The organism is Paenibacillus sp. FSL K6-1122 (assembly GCF_037977015.1).
GTDB lineage: Bacteria > Bacillota > Bacilli > Paenibacillales > Paenibacillaceae > Paenibacillus > Paenibacillus amylolyticus.
In genome coordinates this window covers 1151421-1178167 of the sequence record NZ_CP150272.1, presented here as the reverse complement: position 1 = coordinate 1178167, position 26747 = coordinate 1151421, and the positions used below count along the sequence as shown (strand labels likewise).

The window sequence follows — 26747 nt, the reverse complement described above, 5'->3', positions numbered from 1 at the left end:
ATGCTTGGTATTGGTAAATATGGTCTCTACTCTATTATCGTCCAGCATGGGAAAAAATTCATTAGTTGTTTGTATATAAGAGAAAGGAGCACTCTCTATCGCCTCTGAACGGCAGGAGTACTCCACTTTTAGTGTGAGCTATTATGAAATTAACATTATCAAACTGCTTCCTGCCCAAAGTAAGTACCCAACTTGAATCGTGACATACATGATGTATTCTATAACCGTTAATTTCCTTTGCCTTTTGATTTTACGTAGCTCTAGAAAGTAAAAGAAGGTACCAATGAGTAAAAGAATCACTGCAAATTCATTAATTATTTCTAGGATGGATATACTCCTCATCTCCTTTCATACCGTAGAACCTCTTAAATTTATTAGTCATCAAGCATACTCATAAGTATCATTCGTACCTTGGATTGAATGCGTCTCTCCAAACATCATCATCAACGAAATCTACATTATTCTCTTGAAAATAATTTCGGCTCTCTTTCTCCAGATCATTCAAGACTTTGGGCCAATCATTCTCGTTAGTTTCCTTGGATTCAAAATCCCCAACAATGTTCAGCCATCGCTGGTTTAACTGCTGATACTCCTCGATCCTGGCTTTAAGTTCGGGTGTTACAGGATAACTGGTTATGTCCAGTCTCTCGAATGTCATTCGTATGCGGTGAAGTGTAGGTGGCATTACATCATCTTGACCTAGATCGTTTGTGAATAAAGATGCGGGTTTTACCAGCCAATTGGCTTCTTCACTGAAAGTTAGATTCATCATGTTATATTTATTAATAATCTGCGTCATATCTGTAAAGTTGTAATAGAGCTGGCTGGCTTGTTCTCCATCCTCAACCATCTCGTTTGTTATTTTCACATTCTTAAGTATTCGCTCAAACAAAATATCATTATTTATAATCGCACTTTTCATATCAACCATATCTTGTCGTACATTCATCGTTAGGTACTGTTCATACATTCTTTTTTCTTTATATAGACTATAGGTTAGAACAAGTAAAAATACAAAGCCAATGCAGCATCCGATTATTAAAGTTCGTTTTTTTAGTATCATAGCGAACCGTTCTCCTAGGATTTTATAGTAAGAAGCACCTCTACGTTTGCCTGGTAGAAGTGCCTTTGAGTAGTATCATTATTTCATTACCTGCTGCTTTTTTTAACTTGATAATTCCTTTTCAATATAAGGACGGTCAAGTAAAAGAAGAAGGCTTGGAGTTAGGTATTTAGTTTGATATTCATCCAACCGATTATTAACCACCAACAGACCATTCTCCATTCTAAGTAGTTGAGTAGAACCATCTTCTAGGAATAAAAGATTTCCCTCAGTATGTTTTATTAGCTTACTAATAATGCTGAAAATATGCTCTATACCTTCAGAAAAAGTACTGCCAAACAATTGAGTTCTAATGCATACATTCACATCTAAGTTATAATGCTGTCGAACAAAAGTGATATCAGAAATATCCTCAATTTCAAGATGCAACGTAAAAAATCTACTGCCAATTACTATTTCCTCTGCATTACTTTGGAATGAAGCTTTCTCAACAACCGATTCAGTGACATATTGCTCGATCAGTTTCCCCAAAGAATTACGATCGAGCTTACTTTGTAAAAATATTTCATAGTCCATCTATTAATCCTCCCCAAACACCCGTGTTATGTTACCATCCTTAACGAATAAAATCTCTTTCAGATTTTTCAAATCTCCGGTTGGATTTGCTTTTCTGATAATTCCTTGACTAAGTTCACTAACTTTTTCAGTGGGAAACTCATCTAGGTTAACAACGATTCTTTCCGCTTGCGTTTTAGTTTTCGTTGCTATGTTTCGAAGAATATTATCTACGTTTGCATCTTCCTTAGGCGAGTAACAGTCAAAAACCTTACCGTGAATTAAAAAGTCAGGATTAGAAGTTGCCTTGATTCCATAGCCATTTCCGCCATTTATTTCGTCTAACATTTTGATTTCATAACCTTGTTCAGCTAAGAAGTCAGCAGTTTCATTTTGTTTCTTTATCCCATGAGAATCACCTACTCCATAATTTCCCGTTGGTTTGCTTCCCGAGGGTAGGGTAGGCTCAGTCATATCTCTATTACCTGTCCCGCCTTTCCCCTTCTCCGACTCCGGCTTTCCTCCGCCCGACCCAATGTCGTCCTTCGAACGTAAAGCTTTGCCAAACAAAACATACGCCAAAGCCTGCCCAGTCATCGCTCCACCGTAATACCCTGCACCACTCTTATCGATCTGTTTCTTCTGCTCTTCTACAAATTGCTCTATATCTGACCTCGCTGTTCCTGTACCCCAAGCGGTATCCCATGCAAACTGAATACCTCGCCCAACGTCTACAACTTTGCCCACTGTCATGGCATATGCCACACTGCCTATTGTACTGAACGGGTTATCGAAGAAAGCTTCTGCCGTCTGCCCCATTCCCGTTATTGTTTCTCCTACTGATTTATCAAGCAGCCCTACAGCGAAATTGCGCTTCAGCTCTTCTGGAATGTACAGCGCGACCTCACCTGAGCCGTCCGTTGTTCTAAAGTTCATGGCGATAAACGTTAACTCTTTCTGGATTTCGTCCAACAGCCCGAGTGTAGTCGGGAACACTTCTTTCACCTGCATAAAATCCCAAAAGAATCGCTCTCCTGTCACACCAGACCAATCGGACTGCAACATATAGATCGATTTCTCCAGTTCCCCGACCATTCGCTCCAGTTCCTGTTTCTTCTGTTGGACCAACCGGGCCTTTTCCTCCAATAGATCGGGATGTACCTCAATTCGCTGCATTTCCTATTCACCGCCAACCTGACCGTAGTTTATGTACCTAAATTTTAACAAGTGAGAAGGAGGATTGGAATCAAACGGAAGGATCATTTCCTCAGAGGTTATCCGGTAGTTGGGCTACATCCTTGGGTAACTATTTTTGCACATTAATGCATGATGAATGCCGTTGAGTCGACTGGGTATCTTGTACAAAAAGAACGACTTCTATCACAGATAGAAGTCGCACAAGATAACGATACAGTAGGATTAAATCTTCTTTAAGACACTACAAATTGTACAACAATTGGAGTTCCATCATTTAATGCATCTCCACCTGGAATTGTAATTGTAGTAGTCGTAGCCGAGGACGTATCTGCTGTTTGCATAAGGCCATTAATATAAAGATTGTAGTAGTTGTAGGTGCCTGGAAATGCGGTTGCAGCTACACCAGCGTCGTTTGTAAAAGCAGTCGCAGCAATGGCAAACGTTGCCCCAGTGCCGGTCCCATCACCAATGGTTGCAACAAATCTTAAACTGTTCTGAAATGGTGTCACAAGTGGCATGTTTCTCACCTCCTACCTAACATAGTATATGTGGTAGGTTTGGGAGTAGTGAAGGCAAAGGAACCAGCAACTAAATCCAATTTTAACCATTTATAATATTGGCTGTTATTATAATTATCTCGATAGTGATAGGTGTCCCTGCAAAGATCACACCGTTTTGTGACGAAAAAAACAACCTCTCCGCACTTACACTGTATGAGTTTCCTGGTTGGACAATCCCGTTTATATAAAGATTGTTGAAACTAGTAAGTCCAACCCCGGCAAATTCGGTTATGCTGTCGCCATCGTCATTTGTGAATTCTGTGGCAGGAATTACAACCGATGCCGACAAATCCAGATCGGTATCCGGAAAATAGAAGTAACGGTTTGCCGTAGGAATGATTTCAATTCCGGGTACGGTGCCCGGCGGACCTTGCTCACCTGGGGGACCCGTTGGTCCTTGGACTCCGGGAGTTCCCGGTTGACCTGGCTCACCCTGAGGACCTGCGGGACCCTGCGCTCCGGGAAGTCCTGCTTGACCCGGTTCACCTTGAGGACCAGCCGGACCTTGCGCCCCGGGAACTCCGGGTTGACCCGATTCACCTTGAGGACCAGCCGGGCCTTGCGCTCCCGGAATTCCCGGTTGACCCGGCTCACCTTGAGGACCTGCCGGGCCTTGCGCTCCCGGAACTCCCGGTTGACCCGAATCACCTTGAGGGCCTGCGGGGCCTTGCGCTCCGGGAACTCCCCGTTGACCCGTTTCACCCTGAGGACCAGCCGGGCCTTGCGCTCCCGGAACTCCCGGTTGACCCAGCCCACCGTGAGGACCAACAGGACCCTGCGCTCCGGGAACCCCTTGTTGACCCGGCCCGCCGTGAGGGCCTGCGGGGCCTTGGGCACCTGCCACACCTTGCGTTCCAGGGAGACTCACAGTCCCCAATTCATGTTGTCTCAACGGAGCGAGCAGGGGGCCGGGCTCACAACATACCGGGTTGCTGCCTCCCCCTCTCGGTAATGCAATGACTTTTTTGTCACGGGCCATTTTCTGTGATCTTAATGGACGCTTCAGTGCGCAGCGTTTTCTCCGATAAGATCTACGGATAATATGGCATTTCTTTCGCTTTCCCAAGTGTTTGTTTCTGCATTTCGACGTAGAACGACTGGGCCTTAATTTGTTGAGGGTGGCTGTCCTCTTGTTCAGATATTTCAAAATGGTCATCTCCTTAGGCCAAGGCACACAGTATATATGCCCTATACTATGTCCTTAGCACATTTGAAGAGTGTGCGAATAACTATGAGGGAAGCCCAATAAAAAAGACAAGAGTCCTGCTATAGTTGTCCTTTGTCTTGCCAGCATGGCTTCATTGTCTCCCCAGTAGGACCTCACTGTATGTTTAACTCAGACGATCCCTCGGGATCAAACTTCTTTTTAGTAGACCCTCACCTCTTCTTAAAATGCTGAACGATCTCTTCCGGTTCCTGCGTCTCCAGTGTAATCTGGCCTTTCTCGAACAGGATCATGTATGGATATGATTTCAGACCAAAAATCTTCTCATAATTAAACTTATTCTCATCACGAACATTATAAAAGGTTACGTTAGTTATTGGGCCTTCTGCCCTCAAATTCTCGTTATTCACTTCATTTAATTGCGTCTGTAACTTAACAATAAATGACCGCTCCGAATTTCGGTCGGTAAATACAATGAGTGATGCATCATTTCTTTGATTTTACGTTAGATAATCAATAGCTTTCTCTCTATTGTTCTGACTACATCCTGTCACTAAAAGTATCAAAATACATAACACCAAAAGCCTCTTCATTTATATCAACACCCAAAATATGATATAATTGGTTATTAACCACTAAATTCACTTCATTAAAAATCTATTCGCTGAAAGGAAGATGCACATTGAGCAAAAGGAATATCATTATCGCTATCATTATTGCTCTTATCATATTGATACTTCAACTTGTGCTTTATTTTTCTGTAACTAATAAAGAAGAATCCGCACTTCCCGATTCAAACATCCCACTTCAAACCAAAACCGTAGATGAGCTTACCATCACACTTCGTAAGGCAACCTATACAGATCATGAAGTGTAGTTGGGTTGTGAGATTCAGGGCGGTGGACAGTCAATGCTTTGTACAGATAAAATCTCGATTTTTCACCTTTCAAATAGAAACAAAAACCTGCATAGCCAGCCTCGGCTTCACAGTTTTTATTAAAAATTTGCATGTGGATACATCTCATTTACAACTTAGGCATCCAAAAGGGGTTCTCTTCCTTCTCACACCCGGTTAACACGTAAAAAATATGTCCCTGCTCACTCTTCATTGTCCCGATCCCTTTGCAAGTGTCGGTCTTCATTCCCTGTTTGGAGCCGTAGGCATCCCTTGAGTTATCGTAAGTCGATTGAATAGCTGTACCATCATAGATCGATTCCTGGATAATGGGCCCACCTTCAATGGTATACATCGTTACACGAACTTGATCCTGCTGTTTTTTCTCCACATTCTTCATAAATGTGTTCCACTTATCTTCGTTCCGTATGCCTCCATGAAGCACAACCACATCCCCGCTTTGCTCCGCTTGCTCTGGATTATGCGGCTCAATAATTTCTGGAAAAGCTTGCGTAATACCGGAAGGATTCGTTGTTGGTTCATTTGCCTGACAGGCAGTTAACAGCATTAAAGCTAACGATAGGATAAGCATACTTTTTCTCATTCCATCACCTCATGTATGAAACGTTTCAATCTTATCCTTTGTTGCATGATTATGCTTATTTTGTCATTTATATGTAACTATCTCGTTGTCCCAAACGTTTAGAATCATAGAAATGTATAAACAGGAACGAAAATTTTAATGATTTATCATTCAGTAGGGGGTTAGTTTAATGACATTAAAAACAATGCTCGGTGTAGCACTGGCTCTATCTGTACTCATATCCACCCATTCGGCCAATACAGCGACTCTAGCTTCAACTAACGAACGGCAGTCAACCGGTTTTGCCCTTGAAATGGAGCGCTCCTTCCCAACATCTACATCTGTTCTGCTCATTGCACCAACTCAACATGAAGGTCGTTCCGCATACAACGGCAGCTTCACAATGGTTGCTTCGAACGGGACACATGCCAACATATCGATTGAAAACAACAGCAACCACACGGTATATGTGAGAATGTATGTAGATGAAGTAAGTGAACCTATGGAAACATCTATCAACAGAAATAGTGATAAAACGATCAACCTGCTTGCATTACAAGACACGGATATTAAGTTGTACATTTATAGCAGAATAGGTCATCACTTAGATCTCTCAGTTGAAGCAGAGCAGGTTCATTGATGTTTTCTCTCACACCTACATACAAGAAAAACCCTTCACGCAAGCGATTCAGATCCACGTTCCCATGAATCGATGCCTGCTTGAAGGGGTTTTATATTTTCAATCACATTTATTTCTCGAATCGGAACCAGCCGAAGTCAAACTGACTGCCTGGCAGGAAGATAAAGCTTACTTTCTGCACACCTTTCACCTGCTCAAGCTCAAACACCCGCTCCTCATATCCACCCGACTGCGTGAACTCAACCAGCTGGTTGCTCTGGCCGTCCGCACCTGCAAAGCGAATATGAATCGTATTTTTATCAATTGGTGAATGACCGTAAATCACGAGCTTGGATGTGCCTTCTGCCGTAAAGTCCATGTTTTCAAACTCCAGCGACACGTTGTTCCCGATACCTTCAACACGGTCACCCTCAATTTTAAACGTATCTCCGTAGAGATGATCACAGGATGCAGCCGCATTCTGTTCAAAGGCCCGACTCTGACGCTCGAAGGAAAATCCTTTAATATGAATCTTCTGTTTCAGTACAAAACAGATAGATGTAATTCCGCTAAGGCGTTTGGACAATTGGTAGGTCTCTTCCTGGTACACATTCCAAATGGACTCTTTGTCATAAACCACATCTGCAATCATCGTGCTTCCCTCTTCATCCGGCATACCTTCCCAGATCTGAATGAAGTACTCCTCAGTGGACAACGTAAAGATTGGAATGGTAATCGTATCGGAGCCGTATGGTCCGAAGTCAATATTACGGAAGCCTACATGCGTCTCTCCGTCACGACTTGTCGCTACCCCGCGCTCATTGCCGTTACCAACCTCACCTTTGGTGTAATCGTACAGTCCGCCCGTGATGAAGCCGTATGGATCTTTGTAGGCTGTGCCGAGACCGTCCGCCTTGAACTCCAGCTGCGAGATGAGTTTCGTTTTATCCGTACCGTTGGTACTGGTTGCGCGAAGTCTAAACTCCCCGTCACCTATAGCCGACACCTTCACCGCATGTTGATGCTCACCGTTGTCGCCCGCTTCTGCTTGAACAGCTTCCACCTTGGCAATGTTGGATTCAATTCCTGCATCGTTCACAACAGCCCACTCGATGTCGCGATAGGAAGTGTTCTCTGGATACAGCTTGGCGGTTACAATTAACTCCGGGTTGGACGGATCGAGCAACTGTCCTGCAGTACTGATGATCTCGATTTTCCGCAAAGGAATTTCCTGAGCATTCCCCGTAAGCACTGGACGTTCTTCATTGTTCATGAAGACAGGTTGCACTTGTTTCTCATCAATAAGTTCCGCATCCACAACCCGCGATTCGAACTCAGCCGTAGCCCCTTCCAACCCTTCGGAAGAAACTTCAATCCGGACCGTTCCAGGTTCATTTGTTGCTCCGATGATCGCCATCAGTTTGCCGCTGAACAGTCTTCTGCTCAACCCTTTGTATGGATCATAGTCCGTGCTATCCCCGTTATCCAGACCCAGTAATCGTCCTGCACCAGTCACCTGAACTCGCACGCGGTTGTTCGCATTGTGCACCGGATTACCCGCTTCATCTTCCACATCAATTTCTACAAAAATGAGGTCTGTACCATTCGCTTGTAGCTGCTCCCGATCCGCTTGCAGACGAATCTTCTTCGCATCCGTATAGGATCTTTGCACATCGGTTGCAATGATCTGACCGTTCTCATCATAAGCGATCGCTTTCAGCTCGCCCTCTTCGTAAGGCACTTTCCACCAGCCTGACAGCTGTGTTCCATTGGCATGATCGATATCGTACGTACCAATGGTTTTACCGTTGAGATGCAGCTCAATCTTCGGCGCGTTGCTGCACACGCGTACATCAATAATCTGACCCGGGCTGAAATCCCAGTAAGGGAACAGGTGAACCATCGGACTTTTCTTATAATCCGTCCAAGCCGCTTGGTAAATGAAATAAGAGTCTTTCGGGAACGTTGCTGTATCCAACTGTCCAAAATACGAATTCTTCGTATGGTATGGTGTCGGCTCTCCGATATAATCGAATCCGGTCCACAGGAACTGACCCAGCGAATACGGTGTATCCCGTTCTGCCAAAATGCAATATTCCGCCGACTTCGCGCCCCAGCTCGTCGTACTGTTACCCAAAGCCGAGCACTGCTCGTCATCATCTGCCAGAATCGGCTGTTCGAACGGGAAGTGATAGATGCCACGACTCTGTACTACGGAAGAAGTCTCACTACCATAGATGATCCAGTCCGGATGCTCTTCATGATGTTTGTCGTAATATTTTTCCGCGTAGTTGTAGCCTGCCAGCTTCACGATGTCCGCACATTTTTGTGCATTTTCCCAAGGCATGTAGTTCGAACCAATCGTTACGCCTGCATTGCCTTTTGGATCAAATTCCAGCACATAATCCATCAGCATTCGGGTTACTTCCTGTCCACGTTCATCGGCGTGGGTATCGTAAATTTCGTTCCCAATACTCCACATCATCAAGCTGGCATGGTTACGGTCGCGCTTCACCCAACTCTTCACATCGGTATGCACCCACTCTGGGAAAAATCTCGCATAGTCGTATGGGGTTTTAGCACGTTCCCACATATCAAAGGCTTCCGACACAACCAGCATACCCATCTCATCGGCGAGTTCCATGAACTCTTTGGCAGGCATATTATGCGCGGTGCGGATGGCGTTAACGCCCATCTCTTTGAGCAAAACGAATCTTCTGCGCAGTGCCGTTAGGTTAAAAGCAGCTCCCAGCGCCCCAAGATCGTGGTGTTCACACACGCCGTTCAGCTTCATCTTGACTCCGTTCAGGTGGAACCCTTCATTGGCATCCAGCTTGATATCCCGGAATCCAATGCGCTGTGACACCGATTCAACTGTCCGTTGTTCCTGATCATTCGAGTTCAACCGCAGCTCCGTCACCAGTTCATACAGATGCGGTGCATCTGGGCTCCACAAGTTTGGATTCTCCACAATGATCTGTTGGCTATCTGATACAACTGCTTTCTCACCCACCGAAGCCGTAACATTAGCTTGGCTGGATGCCACCACTTGACCTTCATACAAGATCGTATGCACCAGTTCTGCTTGCTGATTCTGTTCCAGGTTCAACTCCGTATCCACTTCCACTTGCCAGCCAACCGGTTGTTGCTGAATAGATACATACGTTCCATCCGTAACAATATGGTTGCGGTCTCTCGTCTTCAGCCACACATGGCGATAGATTCCGGCCCCGGAATACCATCTGCTGTTCGGGCTCTGATGCACCACTTTGACCACAATCTCATTGTCGCCTTCCACCAGTGCATTCGTGATCTCATGTTCAAAAGCAGAATATCCATACTTCCACTCCCCAACCAGCTGCCCGTTCACATACACCGAAGAGTCCATGTATACGCCATCAAAACAAAGCAAAAGCTGCTGCCCATCCTTCGTGTAATGGAACGTCTTGCGGTACCATCCAATGCTGTCCTCATACAGTTCAAGCGTATTATATATCAGCCAATCATGGGGAAGCTCCACAGGTTCATACACCAGACCCGCAGGTTCCGTAACATCCAGCTTGCTTTTCGCAAATTGCCATCCATCATTAAATAGTCTCTTCTGATTCATGTTAGTTTCTCACTTTCTTGAAGTAAATTATGATTGCGGTTACAACAGTAGATGTCTCTTTTTCCGAAAACCTTTTCGGTAATACACAAGTATGACTATAACACATAACCCGATTATACCATCTGATGCGTTTATATAAGTCAATTCTTTAAGAATTTATATAGATTTGAAAACATATGGAATTATTCATTAAAAATCAAAATCAAATGTCTTTAAATCAATAAGTCATACTGTATTCATCCAAAAAACAGGCCTTTAATCTCATATTCAATTGACAATATATTACTTTTGAATCATTATTATAATAGTTCTTTTATCACGATTATATTTATACTGGAGGTATCAATAGTTTTATGGAAGAAAAAGGGTTGACGCGTTACTTGTGTGCAGCAGCAGAATTGGACCGTAAATTTAGACGGGACCTGTTAGATCAAATTGTCTATAACAATTATAAGTTTATTCCGCCCTGTTTTGGAGTAGATTTAACAAGGATAGCCTCTCACAGTTTACAAGCAAGATCCCGAGATTTAATTGGTGATGGAATAATTTCGGTTTCCATTCTGTGGTGCTTTCTGTCCGCTATTGATAGATTTGGACTGTTAGGAATTTTGTATGCATTTGTATCTGTTTTATTATGGCCATTATTTTTTTCTTATGCTATTCAAGTATTTCAAAGAATCTACTCCATGTGGCTGGTTAAGAACAAATTGTCCAAAGATAACTTTAATATTGAGGATAATGATTATTCAAATTTAAGTCCTGCCATGTTGAAACGAATAAAAGCTTTAGAAGAAGTTAAAGAAAGTAACGTAATATATTATGCAGATTACTCACCTTTTGTTGGATCAGGTAATCGTATATCTGGCTGGTCTTTCTCAGCTGAAACAAAACTTAGAAATACAGATAAAGATGAGTATATTCACTTAAACAGTTCAGATTTATATACCTACATAGACAGTAAAATGACAGATTTAAACATATCAACAATGAAATTACACAATGGTCTCTATGTTGATGGAAGTAGAATCCGAAATGATAAACGATTTTTAGAAGATGAGATGAGCATCCCAAAAAATAAAGTAGATGCTATCGATTTACAAGATTTTGAAGCTATGCAAGATGACCACATCCGTTTTTTTAAATCTGTACAAGTTACAGGTTGGGAGAGCAATTTTATATTCACAACATTTTTTAGAATTAGTTGTTCAGAACAAAATCTTTATTTGGAAGTCCAAAACTATCTTCTGCATCCACTAAAAAAAGAATTTTATGAAATCGATAAACAAAACAAGCGGATCCCAACTGCATTTATCATTCAATCCTTGTTTAAATCAATTATTCCCGCTTTTATTTCTATAGTTAAATCACCTGCCAATATCATTACATGGCTCATAAATCTATATGCCTCATCCAAAACTAATCAGGTGAAAAGCCAGATTAAAGATAATCAACTATTCAATTATGGTGCCGAAAAAAGTATACGTGAGATGGCAGCTGCGAATAACCTACAAAATTTCTTCCAAAAGTCTGATGTTGAGATGTATCGCAAAAAAATTGAACAGCGATTATTCCAGAGCATCATTCAATATTTAGATGAAGTTAATGTCGATACAAGCGAGTTTAAAGCACGACAAGAAACTATTATTAATAATGGTGTCATGATGACGGGTGGCACGCTGAATGCACAGAATGTAGCAGGGAAAATGGGGAAAATCAATCAAATCTTCAAAGACGCTGTAAGCAGTTAGTTAAAGGAGGAGAAACAGTTGAAAAATAATAATGGTGTAGTTATTACAGGCGGTAAAGTTCATGCAACAAATATTGCTGGAACTATATCTACAATTGAGAACCTCGCATCCTCTGCTAAAAAAGATACTAATCAGAGAAACAGTTTCCAATTTGATATTGGTTTATCTTTTGCTGGTGAAGATAGGTCTTTCGTTGAGATGCTTTTTAAATTATTAGAAAAAGCTCAGATTCGAGTTTTTTATGACAATGACCAATCTAGTCAACTTATAGGAAACAATTTATATTCGCATTTAGCAGAAGTGTATTTCAACAAATCTCGCTATTGTGTTGTTGTAATTTCTGAATATTATATGAAGAAGAAGTGGACTCTTCACGAATTCCAAAGCATACAAGTACGTAATTTTCTAAAACACGACAACAGTATAATTCCCATAATATTGGATGATACTTCTGTCCCTGGTATTACAGATAGCATTGCATACTTGGATGCAAGGGAGTTAAGTCCAAAACAAATTGCAGATCAACTTGAACAAAAATTGAAAGAATCTGGATCATCATTATAAAAGCAGTTAAAAAAACACCCACTAAGGGTGTTTTTTGCTGCTATAACTTCAAATTACTTATTATCATCTTCGTAAGTACACGATAGTCTAGACTCACAAGTAGTTTTTCATTCTCTGCATTGGTAAGTTCATTGTTACTTCTAATCCAACCTGTCTTTTTATATTCAGAAGCAATTTCCGAACTTCTTCCTCCCACTGAACCAATAAGAAATATAGGCATATTTGATTCTTCAGCAATATTGATTTCCTCATCTATACCTGGTTCAGGATTGTTTTTTACAGTTTTCCCACCTATCACTATCATCCCAACTGCTTCTGGATTTTCTATCATTTCTTTCCTCATTTTGAATAAACTAGCATTTTGATTATTTTCAGCTTCAATAACATGAAGAGTGGAGTGTTTACTGAATTCTTCCTCCATCTCTTTTGAGATAAACCATCTTGATTGATACAGCTTAACCATAGTTCTAGGATCTTCAATTCTCTGCCTCTCGGCAATACTAAAAATGATGTGTCTAAAAGTAGGATGTCCTCCAAAAATAATTCCAATGCCTCTACTCAGTAACGTTTGAACAATGGCGTGGATTGCTGTTAACAAATGTTGTTGATATTCAGGCTCGCAATCTGGAAAGGCACCTGAGATCACCATGAATTTATTCAAGTCTTTCCCAATACCAATTGTATTGCAACTTTCAATATAGTTTAGAAATTCATCAAAAGAATCCACAAAACTATCTTCATTATCAAGCACTTGCGCTGTTTCATACCCTAGAATCGGAGCCACTAGTAAGGCTGAATCGTAAAAAGTGTTTATGGTTGGATTATCATTTGTCTTAATAAGTTCCTTAATATTTTCAATGTCCCTCGGTTCCGGTCTTCTTCCATAAAATTGAACCAGATGCGTGATTGGTTTTTGGACATATCTAGATGCCGCCCTAGGTATTCGAATGCGTAAGAACATATTTTTCCGATCAATCTCTTCTATATGTAAATTATGAATTCTGGCAAGTGATTTAAGTTCATTGTAATGATCAAATACAGCTATTGCCTGATCTCTAGATAAGTTAAACGCCCTATGGATAAAAGCTTCAATATCCTCCGGAGTGAATTCACCATTCACAAGATCCATATTCTCATAAATAAAGTGAGGTGTATCATAAGGTAAAACCTCAAAACTCCCTCTATTCAATTCACTTCCCACACGAACCCAGACGATAGGAATATTAATAGACAATGCCATCTTAATTTCTTTCTGGACCCAACAAGATGTCGAGGCCTCCGGTGTATCAATAAGAATGACAGCATCCGATTCTAGTAAACGTTTCTCAATTACTTCCTGGGCACTCTCTCCAACACTTATATCAATAAGATCCCGAAAAACTCTAGTCTCAGCACTTTGCCGTAATTGTTTACAGATTCTTGAAGCCATATCTTCTCCGTCCACTCTTCGATGACTAATAAATAAATTCATCCTATCCTTTGTTAAGGTAGGTTGCAGTTTGGTGATGATTTTCCTAGCTAATGATAATGCCAAAGTAGGAATGTTATCTTCAGTTAATGAGCGATTCCTGAGGTTTTCAAGAAAATCAAAAGCTTGTTTTTTTTCAAAAATGTAGGGTGGATAACGAGTCTCTTTAGAAGTAGCTATGGAAATAACCTGACACTCTGCCTCCAACGCGTCATGAAAGAAACTATCTATCTGTTTACTATAAGTTCTCTCCTGATTATTAAAAAAAACAATTGCATCATCTGGATATAATTTAACAGAAGATAGAGAACTTAATGTTTGAACAGGCGAAGCGTTAATATGTTCTAATAACTCTTTTAAGCATTCTTTGAATAAAACACTAGCTTGCGAATTTTGATTTATAGTAAGAGTAGGGTGTAAAAAATACACAGTCATTATATTTTCTCCTTGATTGTTATTGTTATAAAATAAAAATTATAAAGGCCAATATATCTTCTTTAGGGGCATTAATGATTTAGCCTCTGAATCAAATGCATCATAATGCTGATTAATCAGCTCTACCAGAAGATCTGCATCTACCAAAGAAACTGGAATGTTAGAACGTTCTGCTTCATACTTAGCCTCTCTGGTGAATCCCCCAGTTGAAACATAAACTCCTTGATCACCGGGTCTTAACCCTCCGATAAAACTTCGAATCTCATTGGATCCCATCGCGTTTTTCCTATGTTTAACTTCCACCATAATTCTAGGCTGTTGCAGCCCCAAACCATCTGGAGATGCAATAATATCTCTTCCGCGATCAGGTCCTTTTACAGATATTCTTGTTTTGTATCCCATGCCTCTTAAGACACCAGCTACCAGACTCTGCATTTCTTCCCAATCTAAATGATTGAATTTGTCCTTTATAAATTCATGTGCTCTCTCAATTACATCTTCCTTGATTGTATCTAGTTCTGCCTGTTCTTTCTCAGTTTCTTCCGGTTGTGATTCAAAAGACTCAGCACTTTTGGATTTCAAAAAATGGATCAGTTCCTTCACTGTTTCATTTTGCAATGCAAAAAGAGTCATTATCGAACCTAGAGAATTACGTGTGTTCGCTGTTAAAACATCCCGATTAACTAGCCCGTTCCACAACACCTTTCTATAGTGATTTTTGTCCGAAATAACCCCTTCACCAAATTCATAGTCTGAAGTAATTTCCCCAATCAGATACTCGCGTGTTTGAGGATTATATGTAACAACCAAATCTCCTACTTTCATTTCATTAGCAAATCTGATTAACTGACCCGCTGTTATATTTACTTTGCCATCCTTATAGTCGGGATACTCGTCACGAAGTCGCTTCTTCACATCATCGATATGTCTCACTTGTGCCAATGAACCTACTTCATTCCAACCAATGGCTATCATCTGTGTTTCTTTGAACTCTTCAAAGAGATATGCATTCTCTCCGGCTCTAATAAACCAATTATTTTTACTCATAAGTTCCTCCATAACTTGCTTATTTCTAACTTAATTAAAAGTTTCGGCATGGAAATGACATTCCCTGCATGAAGACTGTATATAGTTCAGTAATTTATTACACTTCGAACTGCAAGATTATTGTTAAGCAAATCTAAAAGGGGCTGTCCCATAAGTCATAAAAATGGGTAGGGACAGCTCTGTTTTCCAAATTGTAAAACAAAAAGAAACCGTTCCTTGGTAAAATGGAAGTGCGACCCACCATTTGAAAGGAGACGGTTTCTTTGTACATTCAATATACCATGGATCAACTTTTCTTGCCAATGGATTTGGAGACAGTTATCCCCGAAAACCACCTCGTTCGTGTTGTAAATGACGCAATCAATCGCCTGAGCGATTCCGTTTTCAACTCGGCGTATCCTGGCGGGGGCGTCATAGTTATCATCCCAAAATGCTCACCAAAATCATCATCTACGCCTACACCCAACGCATCTATTCATCCCGGCAAATCGCCAAGACTGTTCGCGAAAATATCATGTTCATGTGGCTCGCCGGACGGCAACAACCGGATTTTCGGACCATCAATCGCTTCCGTTCCGAGCGGATGAAAGAAGTACTGGAAACGGTGTTTACCCATGTGCTGGAACTGCTGGTTCAGGAGCAATACGTGTCCATGGATTACTACTTTCTGGACGGAACCAAGCTTGAGGCGAATGCGAATCGGTACACCTTTGTCTGGAAAAAAGCTGTCGTCAAGTACCAGGCCAAGCTGCAAGAAAAAGTACATACCCTGTTCCAAACCATCGAAGCCGCCGAAAGTGAAGAAGATGCGCTTCATGCGGGTACAGACCTCCCTGAGCTCGGGGAAGCGTCTGCACTCACGGCAGAAAAGCTGGAAAAAGCCGTTGAGCAACTGGAGGAATCTTTACAAGAAAAACCGAAAAACAAAATCGTAAAGAAAGCCGTACGCCAGTTACGCAAAGACTTGCTACCGCGGCTGCAAAAGTATGAGCACCAGATTCAAACCGCAGGGGAGCGGAATAGCTATAGCAAAACCGATCCGGACGCAACGTTCATGCGAATGAAAGAAGATCATATGCGAAATGGTCAATTGAAGCCCGGATACAATGTGCAGATTGGAACGGAAAACCAATTTATTTTGGGTTACACGGTGCACCAGCGACCCACAGACACGAAATGTCTGAAGCCCCATCTCGATCATTTTGAAGAAACGCTCGGCAAAAGACCGAAGACCGTCATTGCAGATGCAGGATATGGAAGTGAAGAGAATTACAGCTATTTCGAAGAGCAAAATATCCAGGCAATCGTCAAATATGGGACGTATCACAAGGAGAAAACCAGGGCGTGGAAGCAAGCGATTGGCAAGGTGGACAACTGGAGCTATAACGAATCGGAAGATACATGGACCTGCGCGGCTGGGAAGACGTTACATTTTCGGTACGAAAGCGAGACAGTCACGGAAAGTGGTTACACGATTCGTACCCGCCATTATCGAAGTGAAGATTGTAGTACATGTCCTCTGAAAGCAACATGCACCAAAGCCAAAGGCAATCGGGAGATCGCGATCAGTCTGACCTATATGCGGCAAAAAAACGAGATGAGGGAACGACTGCGCAGCGAGGAAGGATACACCCTTTCTGTTCAGCGCATGACGGAGCCAGAGAGTGTATTTGGACAAATCAAAAACAACCGGGGATTCCGAAGATTCCTGCTTCGCGGCTTGCAAAAAGTAAGCCTGGAGGTCGGGTGGCTTTGCCTTGCCCACAATCTGCTTAAAAAAGCCGCAATGACGGAAAAACGCAAAAAGGACAAAGCAGGATAAACCTCTGCTTTGTCCTTTTTTGAACCTATGAGTGTTATTTCTTTTTGCCGATACGCTTTTCAGGGCTTTTGAGACAGCCCCACTTCTTTGCATATGTTTTATTCACCTTTAAACTCACCTAAACCTCTACCCCTTGTAAAAAGGGTTCCACCCTATGCCTTTGCCCGATGGCATCGCGCCAGGCACCCCATCCGCTTCAAGCAGCGGACGGACAACTAACTTCACGGGCCACTCCTTGCTCTCGAATATCGCATGAGCGAGCGCGGCCCGGTCAGATTCGGGAAGCTGCACTTTCTGCAGCGCTTCCTTCCAAGCCTGCTCCGTGATCTCCCATAACTTCGTTTCCGGGATGTGATACACTTCGCTCAGTGCCTCCATGATCGCAGCCAGATTCACCTGCGTCCCCAAAGACTGCACATAGAAGATCAGCTTCTGAATCGTCTCGTTATACAGGCTGTTCGAGTAGCCTGGACGAATGTGATAGGCAGGGTCTGCAATGCCATGCTTGTCCAGATAAGGCTGATACAAACGCACGGAATCATGATCGCGGAACAAGAGACCTTTTACCTCATTATCCTTCAACACCAGACAGCAGTTCTGACCATGAATCTCAGGTACAACGCCCACCTTGAACAGACGCATCACGATATCATAAAACGTCGTAGCTATGCTGGTATAGAACTCGAGAACATCCGTGCTGCTCAGGGTATCCCCCAGAATCTCGTTTAATAGATGATGCCCTTCCAGATTCACACCCAGTGCGGCCATTGGAATGACTTTGTAGGCTTCACCCAACAACTCAGTGGGATACACACGAATCTGTGCAGCCAGATGGCGTGGATGATCATCGAACAGTCCCATGGATTCTGGCATAAAGCCCCACCAGTTCTGCTCTTCACACATATACACCTTGTCCTTCAACGTCTCGTCACAAGCAACGGCCTGCCTTAACATGCGTTCTCCAGCAAGACCATTCAGAAGTTTGACTACCGGAAGATAACGAGCAGCCCCCAGAGACAGCACACTAACCGGTAGCTTGAGCATTAGGGTGGATTCAGTTGATGGAGCCATCGAGCGCAGAGAGGATGTTGCCTGTACGTCGCCCACTTCTACCTCCAATACGACAATGCTGCCTTCTTCGATCTCTCCAGTGAAGCGGGGAAGAATTACATGCTCCAATTGCCACGGGTGGACAGGCATAGGCAGGTATTCGTGCAACGTAATTCCTTTCTGGGCAAACTCGGCTTCCACCTCTCCGCGCTGAACATCGTCTAACACGTCCAAAATGGACAATCCATCTTCGCAACCTTGCTGCACGGCATCCAGCCGTATAGCCACCCAGCGCAGCGAAATCGCCTTCCCGAATTCCGCTGCATACCGTGTTACATCTTCGGCGTTGAATCCCACCTTGGCTTTGGACGATGGGTGAAATGGACGATCCCGCAATGCCGCAACACGTTCACCTTTAATAAACCATTCATACGCAGAAGCCGGGACGTTTGCGGACAGATACTGGACTTGTTCCCAGCCCAAAGCATACTGCTCCACAGCAATGTCCAGACTAACCAGGAATTCCGCCACCCCAGACTGCGAATAGGCCTTATCCGACAAAGCCCTCTGTAACACCGCACGTCCAACTTCTGCCGGAGTATTAAGGAGAACCCAGCTTCCATCAGTTTTCTCCTCGTAGATCGGTGAACCCTGAACCCATTGAGTCCCCTGTCTTACTCCTGCTTCAACCAGACACAGTACCCCTTGAGTGTGCAATCTATAGCGAGAAGCTACATTCTGATTATGCTCGCTGCCCTTTTCCTCACTTGTCTTGTCGGAATCATTTGTTTCCGCTAGCTCGTCCACCCTGATGCCAGTCTCGATCCCATTATCTAAAATTGCTAATGCTGTTCTTCCCTTGTCTTTCCTACCTTCGCTGTCATATCCCTTGTACAATCGACGGAACGGTGCAGGTGATGCGGTAAAATCAATGAATGGGTGATCCTCCAGTGGGAGTAATTGCTCCGACAAGAATGAATTCATCAGATCCGCCATAATCCGGCGTTCAGCGGCTTGCAGACTGGAACGTTTCATCAGTGTTGACATGATTATTGTCCTCCGTTAGATAATGGAATGCCGGGTGCGGATGCCCCAGAAAATCATGATGCGAGATGGTCCAGCAATAAGCCCCAGACTTTTCAAACAAAACAATATCTCCCACGCGCAGCAGTGCTACCTCCGCATCAGAATGCATGCGATCCTTGGGTGTGCATAGCTCACCTACGATATGGACTCGACGACCTCTTACCTCTGGACGGGCAAATGAATGCTTCCAACGGTCCGTCTCCATAATCTGGAACGGGTGGTTATGCCCCCATGAAGCAGGCAGACGATTGTGGTGCGTACCTCCTCTTAACACGGCAAAATACTGATCATGAGAGGTTTTGATATCCGTAACCTCTGCCGCGTAATATCCATGGTCTGCCACCAGAAGTCGACCCGATTCAAAATACAGCTGGCCTCCACGTGACGCAAGGCGTTGTCTGGCTTCACTTTGTTCTAGCAACGATGTGAATAAAGGCCAGTTGAATCCGGGACTGCCATCATACGTGACACCGAATCCACCTCCTGCATTCACCACTTCCACAGGTAGATCATACTGCTGCTGCCACTGCTCCACCTTTTGCAAATACAGCTCGATCATCTCCGCATGCAGCCTGGCATCCATATTGTTGGACAAGGAGTGAAAATGGAACCCGCTTAACCGAACCACACCCGCGCCTTCCACACGAATGAGTTCAATGGCTTCTTCCACCGCCTCTTCATCGATTCCAAAAGGACTCGGCCCACCACCCATAACAATCTTCGTCCGAGGTAACGTACTGCTTCGCAGATTGATTCGAAGAAGAATGCGCACCTCCTGCGCTTGCTTCTGTTGTTGCTTGTGTTTCGGCTCATTTTCTTGATCCTGTTTTTGCTTCTGCTCTTGCATCAGTTCCTCGCCGTATGCTTGCGTATATCTCTGCTCCGGTTTCTGCTCCCATTCTTGCTTCTGCCTGTTCTCCTGTACCTGCGCCTGCCCATGCTCCTTCTCTCTTTCTTTCGCAATCGCAATGATCCGCCGCAGCTCCAGCAAACTTTCCACATGGATGTAGCTCACGCCATGCTCGATCGCTAGCATTAGTTCGCTCTCCTTTTTACCCGGACCTCCAAACAGAATCGGAACCTCGCGACTTACCGCTCTAACCTTAAGTAGCTCTCCAATCGAAGCCACTTCAAAGCCCTTCACCAATGGAAGCAAAGCCTCAATGATCCGCGGATCAGGATTCGCCTTAATGGCGTAGAACAATTCTGTGTTCCCAGGCATGCTGCCCAACATCTGACGTACTTGCTCCTGAATGCCAGCCAGGTCGTAAACGTACGCACACACCGGTTCTTCCATCCCGCGTTGCAGTTCATCAATCGCATGCCATACACTAGGTTTCATATCTGCCCACCCGCATTCCTGTAGTCATTCCGTTTTTGGGCAAAGGCCCGAAACGCCGTATTCCGATCATCACCAAGCACGTATATATGTACTCCCCGCTCAGCCCAAAGCGACATATCCTCCACACCTCTGGTGACCGTTGCATAAGGTACTTTGCACTGCTGGGCAGTAGCATGCAATTCATCCAGTGCACGTCTCACATCCGGGTGCTCTGTCTGCCATGGCACACCGAGGGATTGCGACAGATCCGCTGCCCCTTCCAATACAAAACTCACCTGAGGGTGAGACAGAATCTGTGTACTTTGCCGCACGCCCTCCACACTTTCGATCATGGGTACAACCATCACCTGTTGGTTCGCTTCCCCAATGTATCCCGTGAGCGGATATTTCCCGAATACACCGGGACGACCACTATTCAAGCTCCGCGTGCCAACCGGATGGTAGTAGGCGTGACGAACCGCTTCTTCCACCTGCTCCAGTTGCTCGACATGCGGAATGACGATGCCTTGTGCGCCACAATCCAGCACCTTAAGAATCTCCGCTCGCTCCACTTTCGAGATACGTACCAACGGGGTAAGGCCGACCAGTTCTGCCGCCCTGATCAACTCTTCCACCGATTCCATGGATGTTGCGGCATGTTCCAGATCAATAATGACAAAGTCATATTCCGCATGTCCGATCATCTCAATGATGACCGGGTGCGGGATCGATACAAAAAGACCGTATACGGGCTGTTTGCGTGCAATTTTTTCCTTCAGCGTGTTAATCCTCATTCGACGATTCCCTTTAATTCGGGTGTCCTCTGTGATTCAAGTACATCCTTTGATATCTTAAGCGGATTGCTCGCCTTGCGGAAATATAACTCTCCATCCCCATACAGACGGCGCTTCGTCATCTCTTCGATCAGTGCATCTTCGGCAAAAAGGTCAAATGCAACGAACCGTTCCATATACTCCGGGTGCTTCTTCTGGTAATCCACAATAACACCTGCGCACAGCTGCCAGAACTCTTCTTCGGACAATCCAAACTTCTCCAAAGCCAACGCAATATCTGTCATACAGATAAAGAAGAATGCGTCATACGTATAATCGCGGACTTCCGACACATCTCCGGCATAGATGAAGGAATACCGATTGAATTTACGGTGAGTTTCCGGCTCGGGGTTCAGCTTCGGAGCCCGTTCCGGGTGTAACAATTGATCCGGTACGTAGCGAACACCATCGTGCAGATCCTTGATAATGATTCGTTTCGGCAGATCATCTTCCAGTACCAAAATGATATTCTGAGCATGAGATTCCAGCGCAATCCCGTGTGCATAGAGCAAATGAATAATCGGCAGTGTAACTGTGCGAACAAGGGCCCCGCTCCACTTTTCCACACCATGTCGTTCTACAGCATCCTGGATAAATGGAACACCATCCGGCTGTACCAACATCAGCGCATTCAGCGGCCACGCCGTCTCACCTTGCTTCAGGTGAACAGAAACATTCTCCCGCCAGATGGCACCGAGTGTACCGTAGGCTCGTCCATACTGAGTTACAGGCAACTGCTCATAACGGAAAGACAATCCCATGATTTCTTTTAAAATGCCAAACTGCGCCTGCTGCAACAGCTCATCTTCACGAACAAGTTCATTCAGCCAATCGCTGATCAATGGCGCGTTCTGGGTCGTATGCTGTGCCAGAATACGGGTGCTCGACGTATTGGTAATGCTGAGGGCCAGCTTGATGTAAGGGGCTTCCGGGTTCACTCTGTTCGACAGCGAACGGATCGACTGCTGCGCACGATAAGGCGAAGACGATGGACCGAGATATACGATGTCCCCATCCATCAGTTGACGGGCATATACCGATTCCAACTGGTGCTCCCACTGCCATGGATGAACCGGAATGAACACATATCGATCACCTGCGTCAGAACCTATTTCTCTAACCTTGCCTGTTTCACTTCCAGGGCCGCAGACTGCTTCGCTGTCCTTTCCATGAGCTGTTTCATGATTGGTCTTCCCAACACTTCCACGAATGGTCCCACGAACTTCTGTATCGATTGGATACCCGTCTGCACCCGCCTGTGATTTCTCATTCATATCCCCTCGACCTTGTTGTTGCAGGATCTGTTGAAATCGCTGCATATCCTCTACGGTCAGATGTTGTCCCACCAGTTCTTCCGAGCTATAACCCGCGGATACAGCGGTCTGAGCAAATTCTTTTTTCACAGCAACCCAGACTAATGAAACCTCCGAGTTAAATTCAGGGCCATAGGCCAGATTGTCTTTCAAAGAAAATCCCAACCTCGACTTATAACTCGGATGGTACAGATGACCGTCGGTCATGTGACTTTCAAGCGCATCATAATGCCGATCTTCATTCGGAATGTTCAAGGGCAATATAGCTTGGCACTGGCTGTCCTTTGCCATCGTTTCGAGTAGTTCCTGGATAAAAGCCGTCACATTTGCACCCTTCAACGCGTTCAGCATGATTTCCTCCAAAAACAGATCCAGATCGGTGCAAGGTACGCCTTCTCTTTGGATCGAACCCTTCTTCACCTTCACCCGGCCAAATGAAAACTTCCGTTCGGCTTCACATGTGTACGCCACAGAATGACCGGAAGATGTAAGTCCCTCGGTTCGCCATTCGCTCCCACTTACATGACTGTCCAGAATGCCTTCGAACCACATTGCCTCCAGTGTCTGCCGCATGATCCGTTCCTGTACACCCACGTAGACTGCTTCTGTCCTGCCGCCTGCTTCAGCCCTGTATCCCACGACTCCCACGCACTTCACTCCCTATTCGTTTCATTACATTGCTCACCGGCACGTAATCCGGGGTCTGGCTAATCCCTCTTACACAACTCACCAAGTTTTGTTTGGCCAGAAATGCATCCGTTGTCAGCAGATGTTGCACATATTCATTGCCCGTTCGTTCCAGTTCCTCCACAAGTACCTCACGTACTTGCTTCCAGAAATGCTCCTCGGGGACGTTCACATCTCGCGCCATGGCATGAATCAGAGACCCCAGATGATTGACGATAAAATAGTACGATGTCCGCGCCCAGGCTTTCTCTCGCGAATAAAATAATAAATCGGACGCAGAACGATCCTGCTCACTTATAAGTTCCTCATCCACACTGACCCCTTCCAGATCGCGGACGATAAACTCAACAGGCAACCCATCCTTTAAGGTCACAAGGGTATTCTGCAAATGAGCTTCAAAATGAATGCCTTTCTCTCCCGCCGCCCGTACAATCGGCAGCAGAGAACATTTCAGATAACGTTCCAGCCAACGCTCAGCAATGTCACGTCCACCACCCAGCATCGCCATCAGTCTCGACCGCATCCCGGGAAGCGGTGCTTCAACCAGACTGGATAAGACATACGTATTCTCAACATCAAACTCAATGGGTCGATAAGCTATCGTAAACAGACTGGTTAACTCTTCATCTTCAAAAGCACAAGTCGCTACGCCTGTCTCATACGCAATATGCGTGTTCGGTTCAGCACCGAAGCAGTCATGCTGCCTGACGTACTTGGAGGCATCCAGTGTTCTGCGCATCTGCTCAGCACTGTTAGTGCGAATCATGTTGGTGATCTGCATGTTCAGTGACAGCTTGATATTGCAGTTCCATTCGGGAACATAAACCGTACGGACTGAAGAGGTTGGGTAGACGGTAGGCCCCGCACTACCGAGTAGGATTAATTTTTCATCTCGAAAATAGGACTGTACCTCGGACAATCGTGATATGTATGCGTATTGCCATGGATGGACAGGCAGCAGCCCATACATTTCACTCTTTTCTTTTAAAATAGGCTCCACATGGCTCCACAGTAAGTCTTGCAAATCCATTGCCGCCTCGTCATCGACCCATTCCTGCATGTAGACATCCGGCCTCACGGCGATATAACAGAGTTGAAATGATGTCCGTAACTCCGGACTGTAGTTCTGAACATCTTGCTCGCTGAAGCCTTTGGAATTCTTCGGGAAAGGGTGAAACGGATGACCATACAACAAAGACTGTTCCGATGTGCAATAGTCGTGGATGTCGAGACCGGCTGCTTGTTCGATATACAACGTGAGGTTACCGACACTGTTATCTACCTTTTGTGCAAAATCTCTGGCATACGCCAGCTCTACCCGATTCGTATTCTCACCCCATGGATGTACATTCTCCACCTCAAGTGAACGCTTCATTTCCATCACACTTTTCTTCATTCCATGTTGATCCGAACTCGCTCCCTGTTCCCCATTTCCACTTAGCTCAGATGTGATCCAACGGACCAGGTCGCCATAATGCACCGTTTCCCCGCCAGATTCCATGCTGAGGTATTCATGCTCCCCTGTGGCAGAGTAATAAGACAAGCGTCCTGTCACCTTCACCCTACTGGCTTGAAAATTAACAGCGTACGTCAGCGTGTTCGGATTGATCCGAATATCGCTTTCCTTCTCTAGCGCAAGCTCACGGATATAACAGTTCAGCAGCAGTTTGCACGAATGTTCATGGGCCTGCTGCTCAGCTTCAGACCGGAGCTTGTTTTCCATCTCGAACAATGATGCCAACCTTCTTTCGGGTTATAAGTAAGACCAGGGGAAGTGTAAGCAGTATGGCGCAGCCAAGTCCGATACAGATCTCTTTGAGTGCTCCCCATTTTGCCATCTCCATGGACGTTCCTGCCCCGGCAAGCCATTGCCAACGCAGATCGTAATACAAGGTCAAGCCCATCACCGCAAACGAAGAAGCCAGACGCTCAATCGTGGTTGATAACACCGACCCTTCGTGCATGTCTTCGTCTGGTAATGCTTGCAGACCAATTGCAGAGATGCTCATGCCTGACAGGCCAACGCCAATTCCGCGGCACGCCATGAGCATCCCGATGATCCATATTGACGATCCCATGGGCAGAACCGCAAACGATAAGATCGATATCGAAACCAGCAACGTCCCCCATGCGATAAAATGTATGGACCGACCGCGATCCAGCAAGCTGCCGCCAATCCACATGAACAGACTTGTACAGATCGACAAGGGAATGAATAACGCACCAGATAAGGCAGGCGACAGGTGGAAGACATCCTGGAACAATAGTGGCAATGCAAAGATTACGCCAAACATGACACAATCCTGAATGGTCGAGATCAATACAGTCAGCGGAAAGATGGCATTACGCCGCAGCAACTGGTACCGGATCAATGGTTCCTTGCGACTGTTCTCGGTCTGAACAAAACGAATGAGCAGCACCACACCGAGAGCAATCAGCAGCCAAGGTACCCATACTTCCACGACAGGACTTGCGTACAACTGTACCCCCAGACTAAGGGCACCTACAGCGCAGATCAGCATCATGACACTGGTTGGATGCCATTTTTTCCTACGGGCAGGGATATAGGTCTGAATGACTCGACCGCAGCCGATCAACGAGAATATAGCCAGTGGCACATTGAGCCAGAACAGCATTTCAAGCCGTCCATACTGAATGATGAAGCCCCCCAGCGTAGGTCCGGCAGCCGGAGCGAGCATAAGCAGCAAGCCCCACGCTCCGGTAATTCGCCCTCGTACCTCCGGTCCGTATACATCAAACAACAGCACAAGTGATAACGGAATCATCAGCCCCGCGGCAACGCCATGCATGAAACGAACCAGCAAGAGTACTTCAATAGAGTGATAAAACAACGCACCTGCTACCGAGAACAGTCCATAGATACTGATGCCCAACATATACGTCTGCTTACGCCCTAGTCGGTCCACAATCAGGGAAGCCAGCGGCATCGTTAACGTCATAGCCAGCATGTACAAGGCAATGATCCATCCGCCTGCTGTCGTAGAGATCTGATAATATTGCACAAAATAAGGCAGCAGCAGGTTAAATGCACTGTTGGTCAGTACCAGCGAAAAAGCACCGATCAGAATCGCGAGTAATACTGCATGCCTCTTCATCAGGGAAAGC

Annotated in this window: 19 protein-coding genes and 1 pseudogene; 5 read left to right on the top strand and 15 right to left on the bottom strand. The window is 44.8% G+C overall.

Features of this window, described 5'->3' with window-relative positions; all coding sequences use genetic code 11:
- Positions 1-400: 400 nt before the first annotated feature.
- The 5 genes from NSQ20_RS05180 to NSQ20_RS05160 all read right to left on the bottom strand — a co-directional run bounded on the left by NSQ20_RS05180 (position 401) and on the right by NSQ20_RS05160 (position 4354).
- Positions 401-1063, bottom strand: a complete 663-nt coding sequence (locus tag NSQ20_RS05180; protein WP_340032014.1) for a hypothetical protein — start codon at positions 1061-1063, stop codon at positions 401-403.
- A 102-nt stretch (positions 1064-1165) separates the two neighbouring features.
- Positions 1166-1639 (bottom strand): hypothetical protein, encoded by a 474-nt coding sequence (locus tag NSQ20_RS05175; RefSeq protein ID WP_047841772.1) that lies wholly within the window; start codon positions 1637-1639, stop codon positions 1166-1168.
- Between the two features lie 3 nt (positions 1640-1642).
- Entirely contained in the window at positions 1643-2794 is a 1152-nt protein-coding gene (locus tag NSQ20_RS05170; RefSeq protein WP_340032013.1) for a WXG100 family type VII secretion target, read from the bottom strand.
- 254 nt (positions 2795-3048) lie between these two features.
- On the bottom strand, positions 3049-3333 hold the full coding sequence (locus tag NSQ20_RS05165; RefSeq protein ID WP_036606220.1) for a DUF4183 domain-containing protein: 285 nt from the start codon (positions 3331-3333) through the stop codon (positions 3049-3051).
- An 82-nt stretch (positions 3334-3415) separates the two neighbouring features.
- Positions 3416-4354: a DUF4183 domain-containing protein gene (locus NSQ20_RS05160; protein ID WP_340032012.1), complete on the bottom strand. Its 939-nt coding sequence runs from the start codon at positions 4352-4354 to the stop codon at positions 3416-3418.
- 868 nt (positions 4355-5222) lie between these two features.
- On the opposite strand from NSQ20_RS05160, the gene NSQ20_RS05155 reads away from it, so the two are divergent.
- On the top strand, positions 5223-5417 hold the full coding sequence (locus NSQ20_RS05155; protein ID WP_340032011.1) for a hypothetical protein: 195 nt from the start codon (positions 5223-5225) through the stop codon (positions 5415-5417).
- 148 nt (positions 5418-5565) lie between these two features.
- Here the strand turns inward: NSQ20_RS05155 and NSQ20_RS05150 are convergent, their stop codons facing one another.
- A complete protein-coding gene (locus NSQ20_RS05150) occupies positions 5566-6039 on the bottom strand; it encodes a DUF4362 domain-containing protein (RefSeq protein WP_340032010.1) in 474 nt (157 codons plus the stop codon).
- A gap of 169 nt (positions 6040-6208) precedes the next feature.
- On the opposite strand from NSQ20_RS05150, the gene NSQ20_RS05145 reads away from it, so the two are divergent.
- A complete protein-coding gene (locus NSQ20_RS05145; RefSeq protein WP_340032009.1) occupies positions 6209-6658 on the top strand; it encodes a hypothetical protein in 450 nt (149 codons plus the stop codon).
- A gap of 109 nt (positions 6659-6767) precedes the next feature.
- Here NSQ20_RS05145 and NSQ20_RS05140 read toward each other — a convergent pair whose 3' ends face one another.
- The gene (locus NSQ20_RS05140; RefSeq protein WP_340032008.1) at positions 6768-10247 is read right to left on the bottom strand and encodes a glycoside hydrolase family 2 TIM barrel-domain containing protein; all 3480 of its coding nucleotides are present in this window, start codon (positions 10245-10247) and stop codon (positions 6768-6770) included.
- A 353-nt stretch (positions 10248-10600) separates the two neighbouring features.
- Between NSQ20_RS05140 and NSQ20_RS05135 the strand changes: the two genes are divergently transcribed.
- Positions 10601-11995, top strand: a complete 1395-nt coding sequence (locus tag NSQ20_RS05135; RefSeq protein ID WP_340032007.1) for a hypothetical protein — start codon at positions 10601-10603, stop codon at positions 11993-11995.
- An 18-nt stretch (positions 11996-12013) separates the two neighbouring features.
- Positions 12014-12559, top strand: a complete 546-nt coding sequence (locus NSQ20_RS05130; RefSeq protein WP_340032006.1) for a TIR domain-containing protein — start codon at positions 12014-12016, stop codon at positions 12557-12559.
- A 40-nt stretch (positions 12560-12599) separates the two neighbouring features.
- Here NSQ20_RS05130 and NSQ20_RS05125 read toward each other — a convergent pair whose 3' ends face one another.
- Both NSQ20_RS05125 and NSQ20_RS05120 read right to left on the bottom strand, forming a co-directional pair.
- Entirely contained in the window at positions 12600-14462 is a 1863-nt protein-coding gene (locus NSQ20_RS05125; protein WP_340032005.1) for a TIR domain-containing protein, read from the bottom strand.
- A 39-nt stretch (positions 14463-14501) separates the two neighbouring features.
- The gene (locus NSQ20_RS05120) at positions 14502-15509 is read right to left on the bottom strand and encodes a restriction endonuclease (RefSeq protein WP_101314654.1); all 1008 of its coding nucleotides are present in this window, start codon (positions 15507-15509) and stop codon (positions 14502-14504) included.
- A gap of 263 nt (positions 15510-15772) precedes the next feature.
- Between NSQ20_RS05120 and NSQ20_RS05115 the strand changes: the two are divergent.
- Positions 15773-17331, top strand: a pseudogene (locus NSQ20_RS05115) (IS1182 family transposase).
- Between the two features lie 126 nt (positions 17332-17457).
- Here NSQ20_RS05115 and NSQ20_RS05110 read toward each other — a convergent pair.
- The 6 genes from NSQ20_RS05110 to NSQ20_RS05085 are packed head-to-tail and all read right to left on the bottom strand — an operon-like array spanning position 17458 to position 26737.
- Positions 17458-19428: an IucA/IucC family protein gene (locus NSQ20_RS05110; protein ID WP_340032004.1), complete on the bottom strand. Its 1971-nt coding sequence runs from the start codon at positions 19426-19428 to the stop codon at positions 17458-17460.
- Positions 19388-20809 carry a type III PLP-dependent enzyme gene (locus NSQ20_RS05105; protein ID WP_340032003.1) on the bottom strand — a complete coding sequence of 474 codons (1422 nt, stop codon included), beginning with the start codon at positions 20807-20809 and terminating at the stop codon, positions 19388-19390. The genes NSQ20_RS05110 and NSQ20_RS05105 overlap by 41 nt, the downstream gene beginning before the upstream one ends.
- The gene (locus NSQ20_RS05100; protein ID WP_340032002.1) at positions 20806-21582 is read right to left on the bottom strand and encodes an aldolase/citrate lyase family protein; all 777 of its coding nucleotides are present in this window, start codon (positions 21580-21582) and stop codon (positions 20806-20808) included. The genes NSQ20_RS05105 and NSQ20_RS05100 overlap by 4 nt, the downstream gene beginning before the upstream one ends.
- Positions 21579-23582: an IucA/IucC family protein gene (locus tag NSQ20_RS05095; protein WP_340032001.1), complete on the bottom strand. Its 2004-nt coding sequence runs from the start codon at positions 23580-23582 to the stop codon at positions 21579-21581. The genes NSQ20_RS05100 and NSQ20_RS05095 overlap by 4 nt, the downstream gene beginning before the upstream one ends.
- The gene (locus NSQ20_RS05090; RefSeq protein ID WP_340032993.1) at positions 23557-25344 is read right to left on the bottom strand and encodes an IucA/IucC family protein; all 1788 of its coding nucleotides are present in this window, start codon (positions 25342-25344) and stop codon (positions 23557-23559) included. Before NSQ20_RS05090 ends, NSQ20_RS05095 begins: the two co-directional genes overlap by 26 nt.
- Positions 25322-26737 carry an MFS transporter gene (locus NSQ20_RS05085; RefSeq protein ID WP_340032000.1) on the bottom strand — a complete coding sequence of 472 codons (1416 nt, stop codon included), beginning with the start codon at positions 26735-26737 and terminating at the stop codon, positions 25322-25324. Before NSQ20_RS05085 ends, NSQ20_RS05090 begins: the two co-directional genes overlap by 23 nt.
- Positions 26738-26747 lie beyond the last annotated feature (10 nt).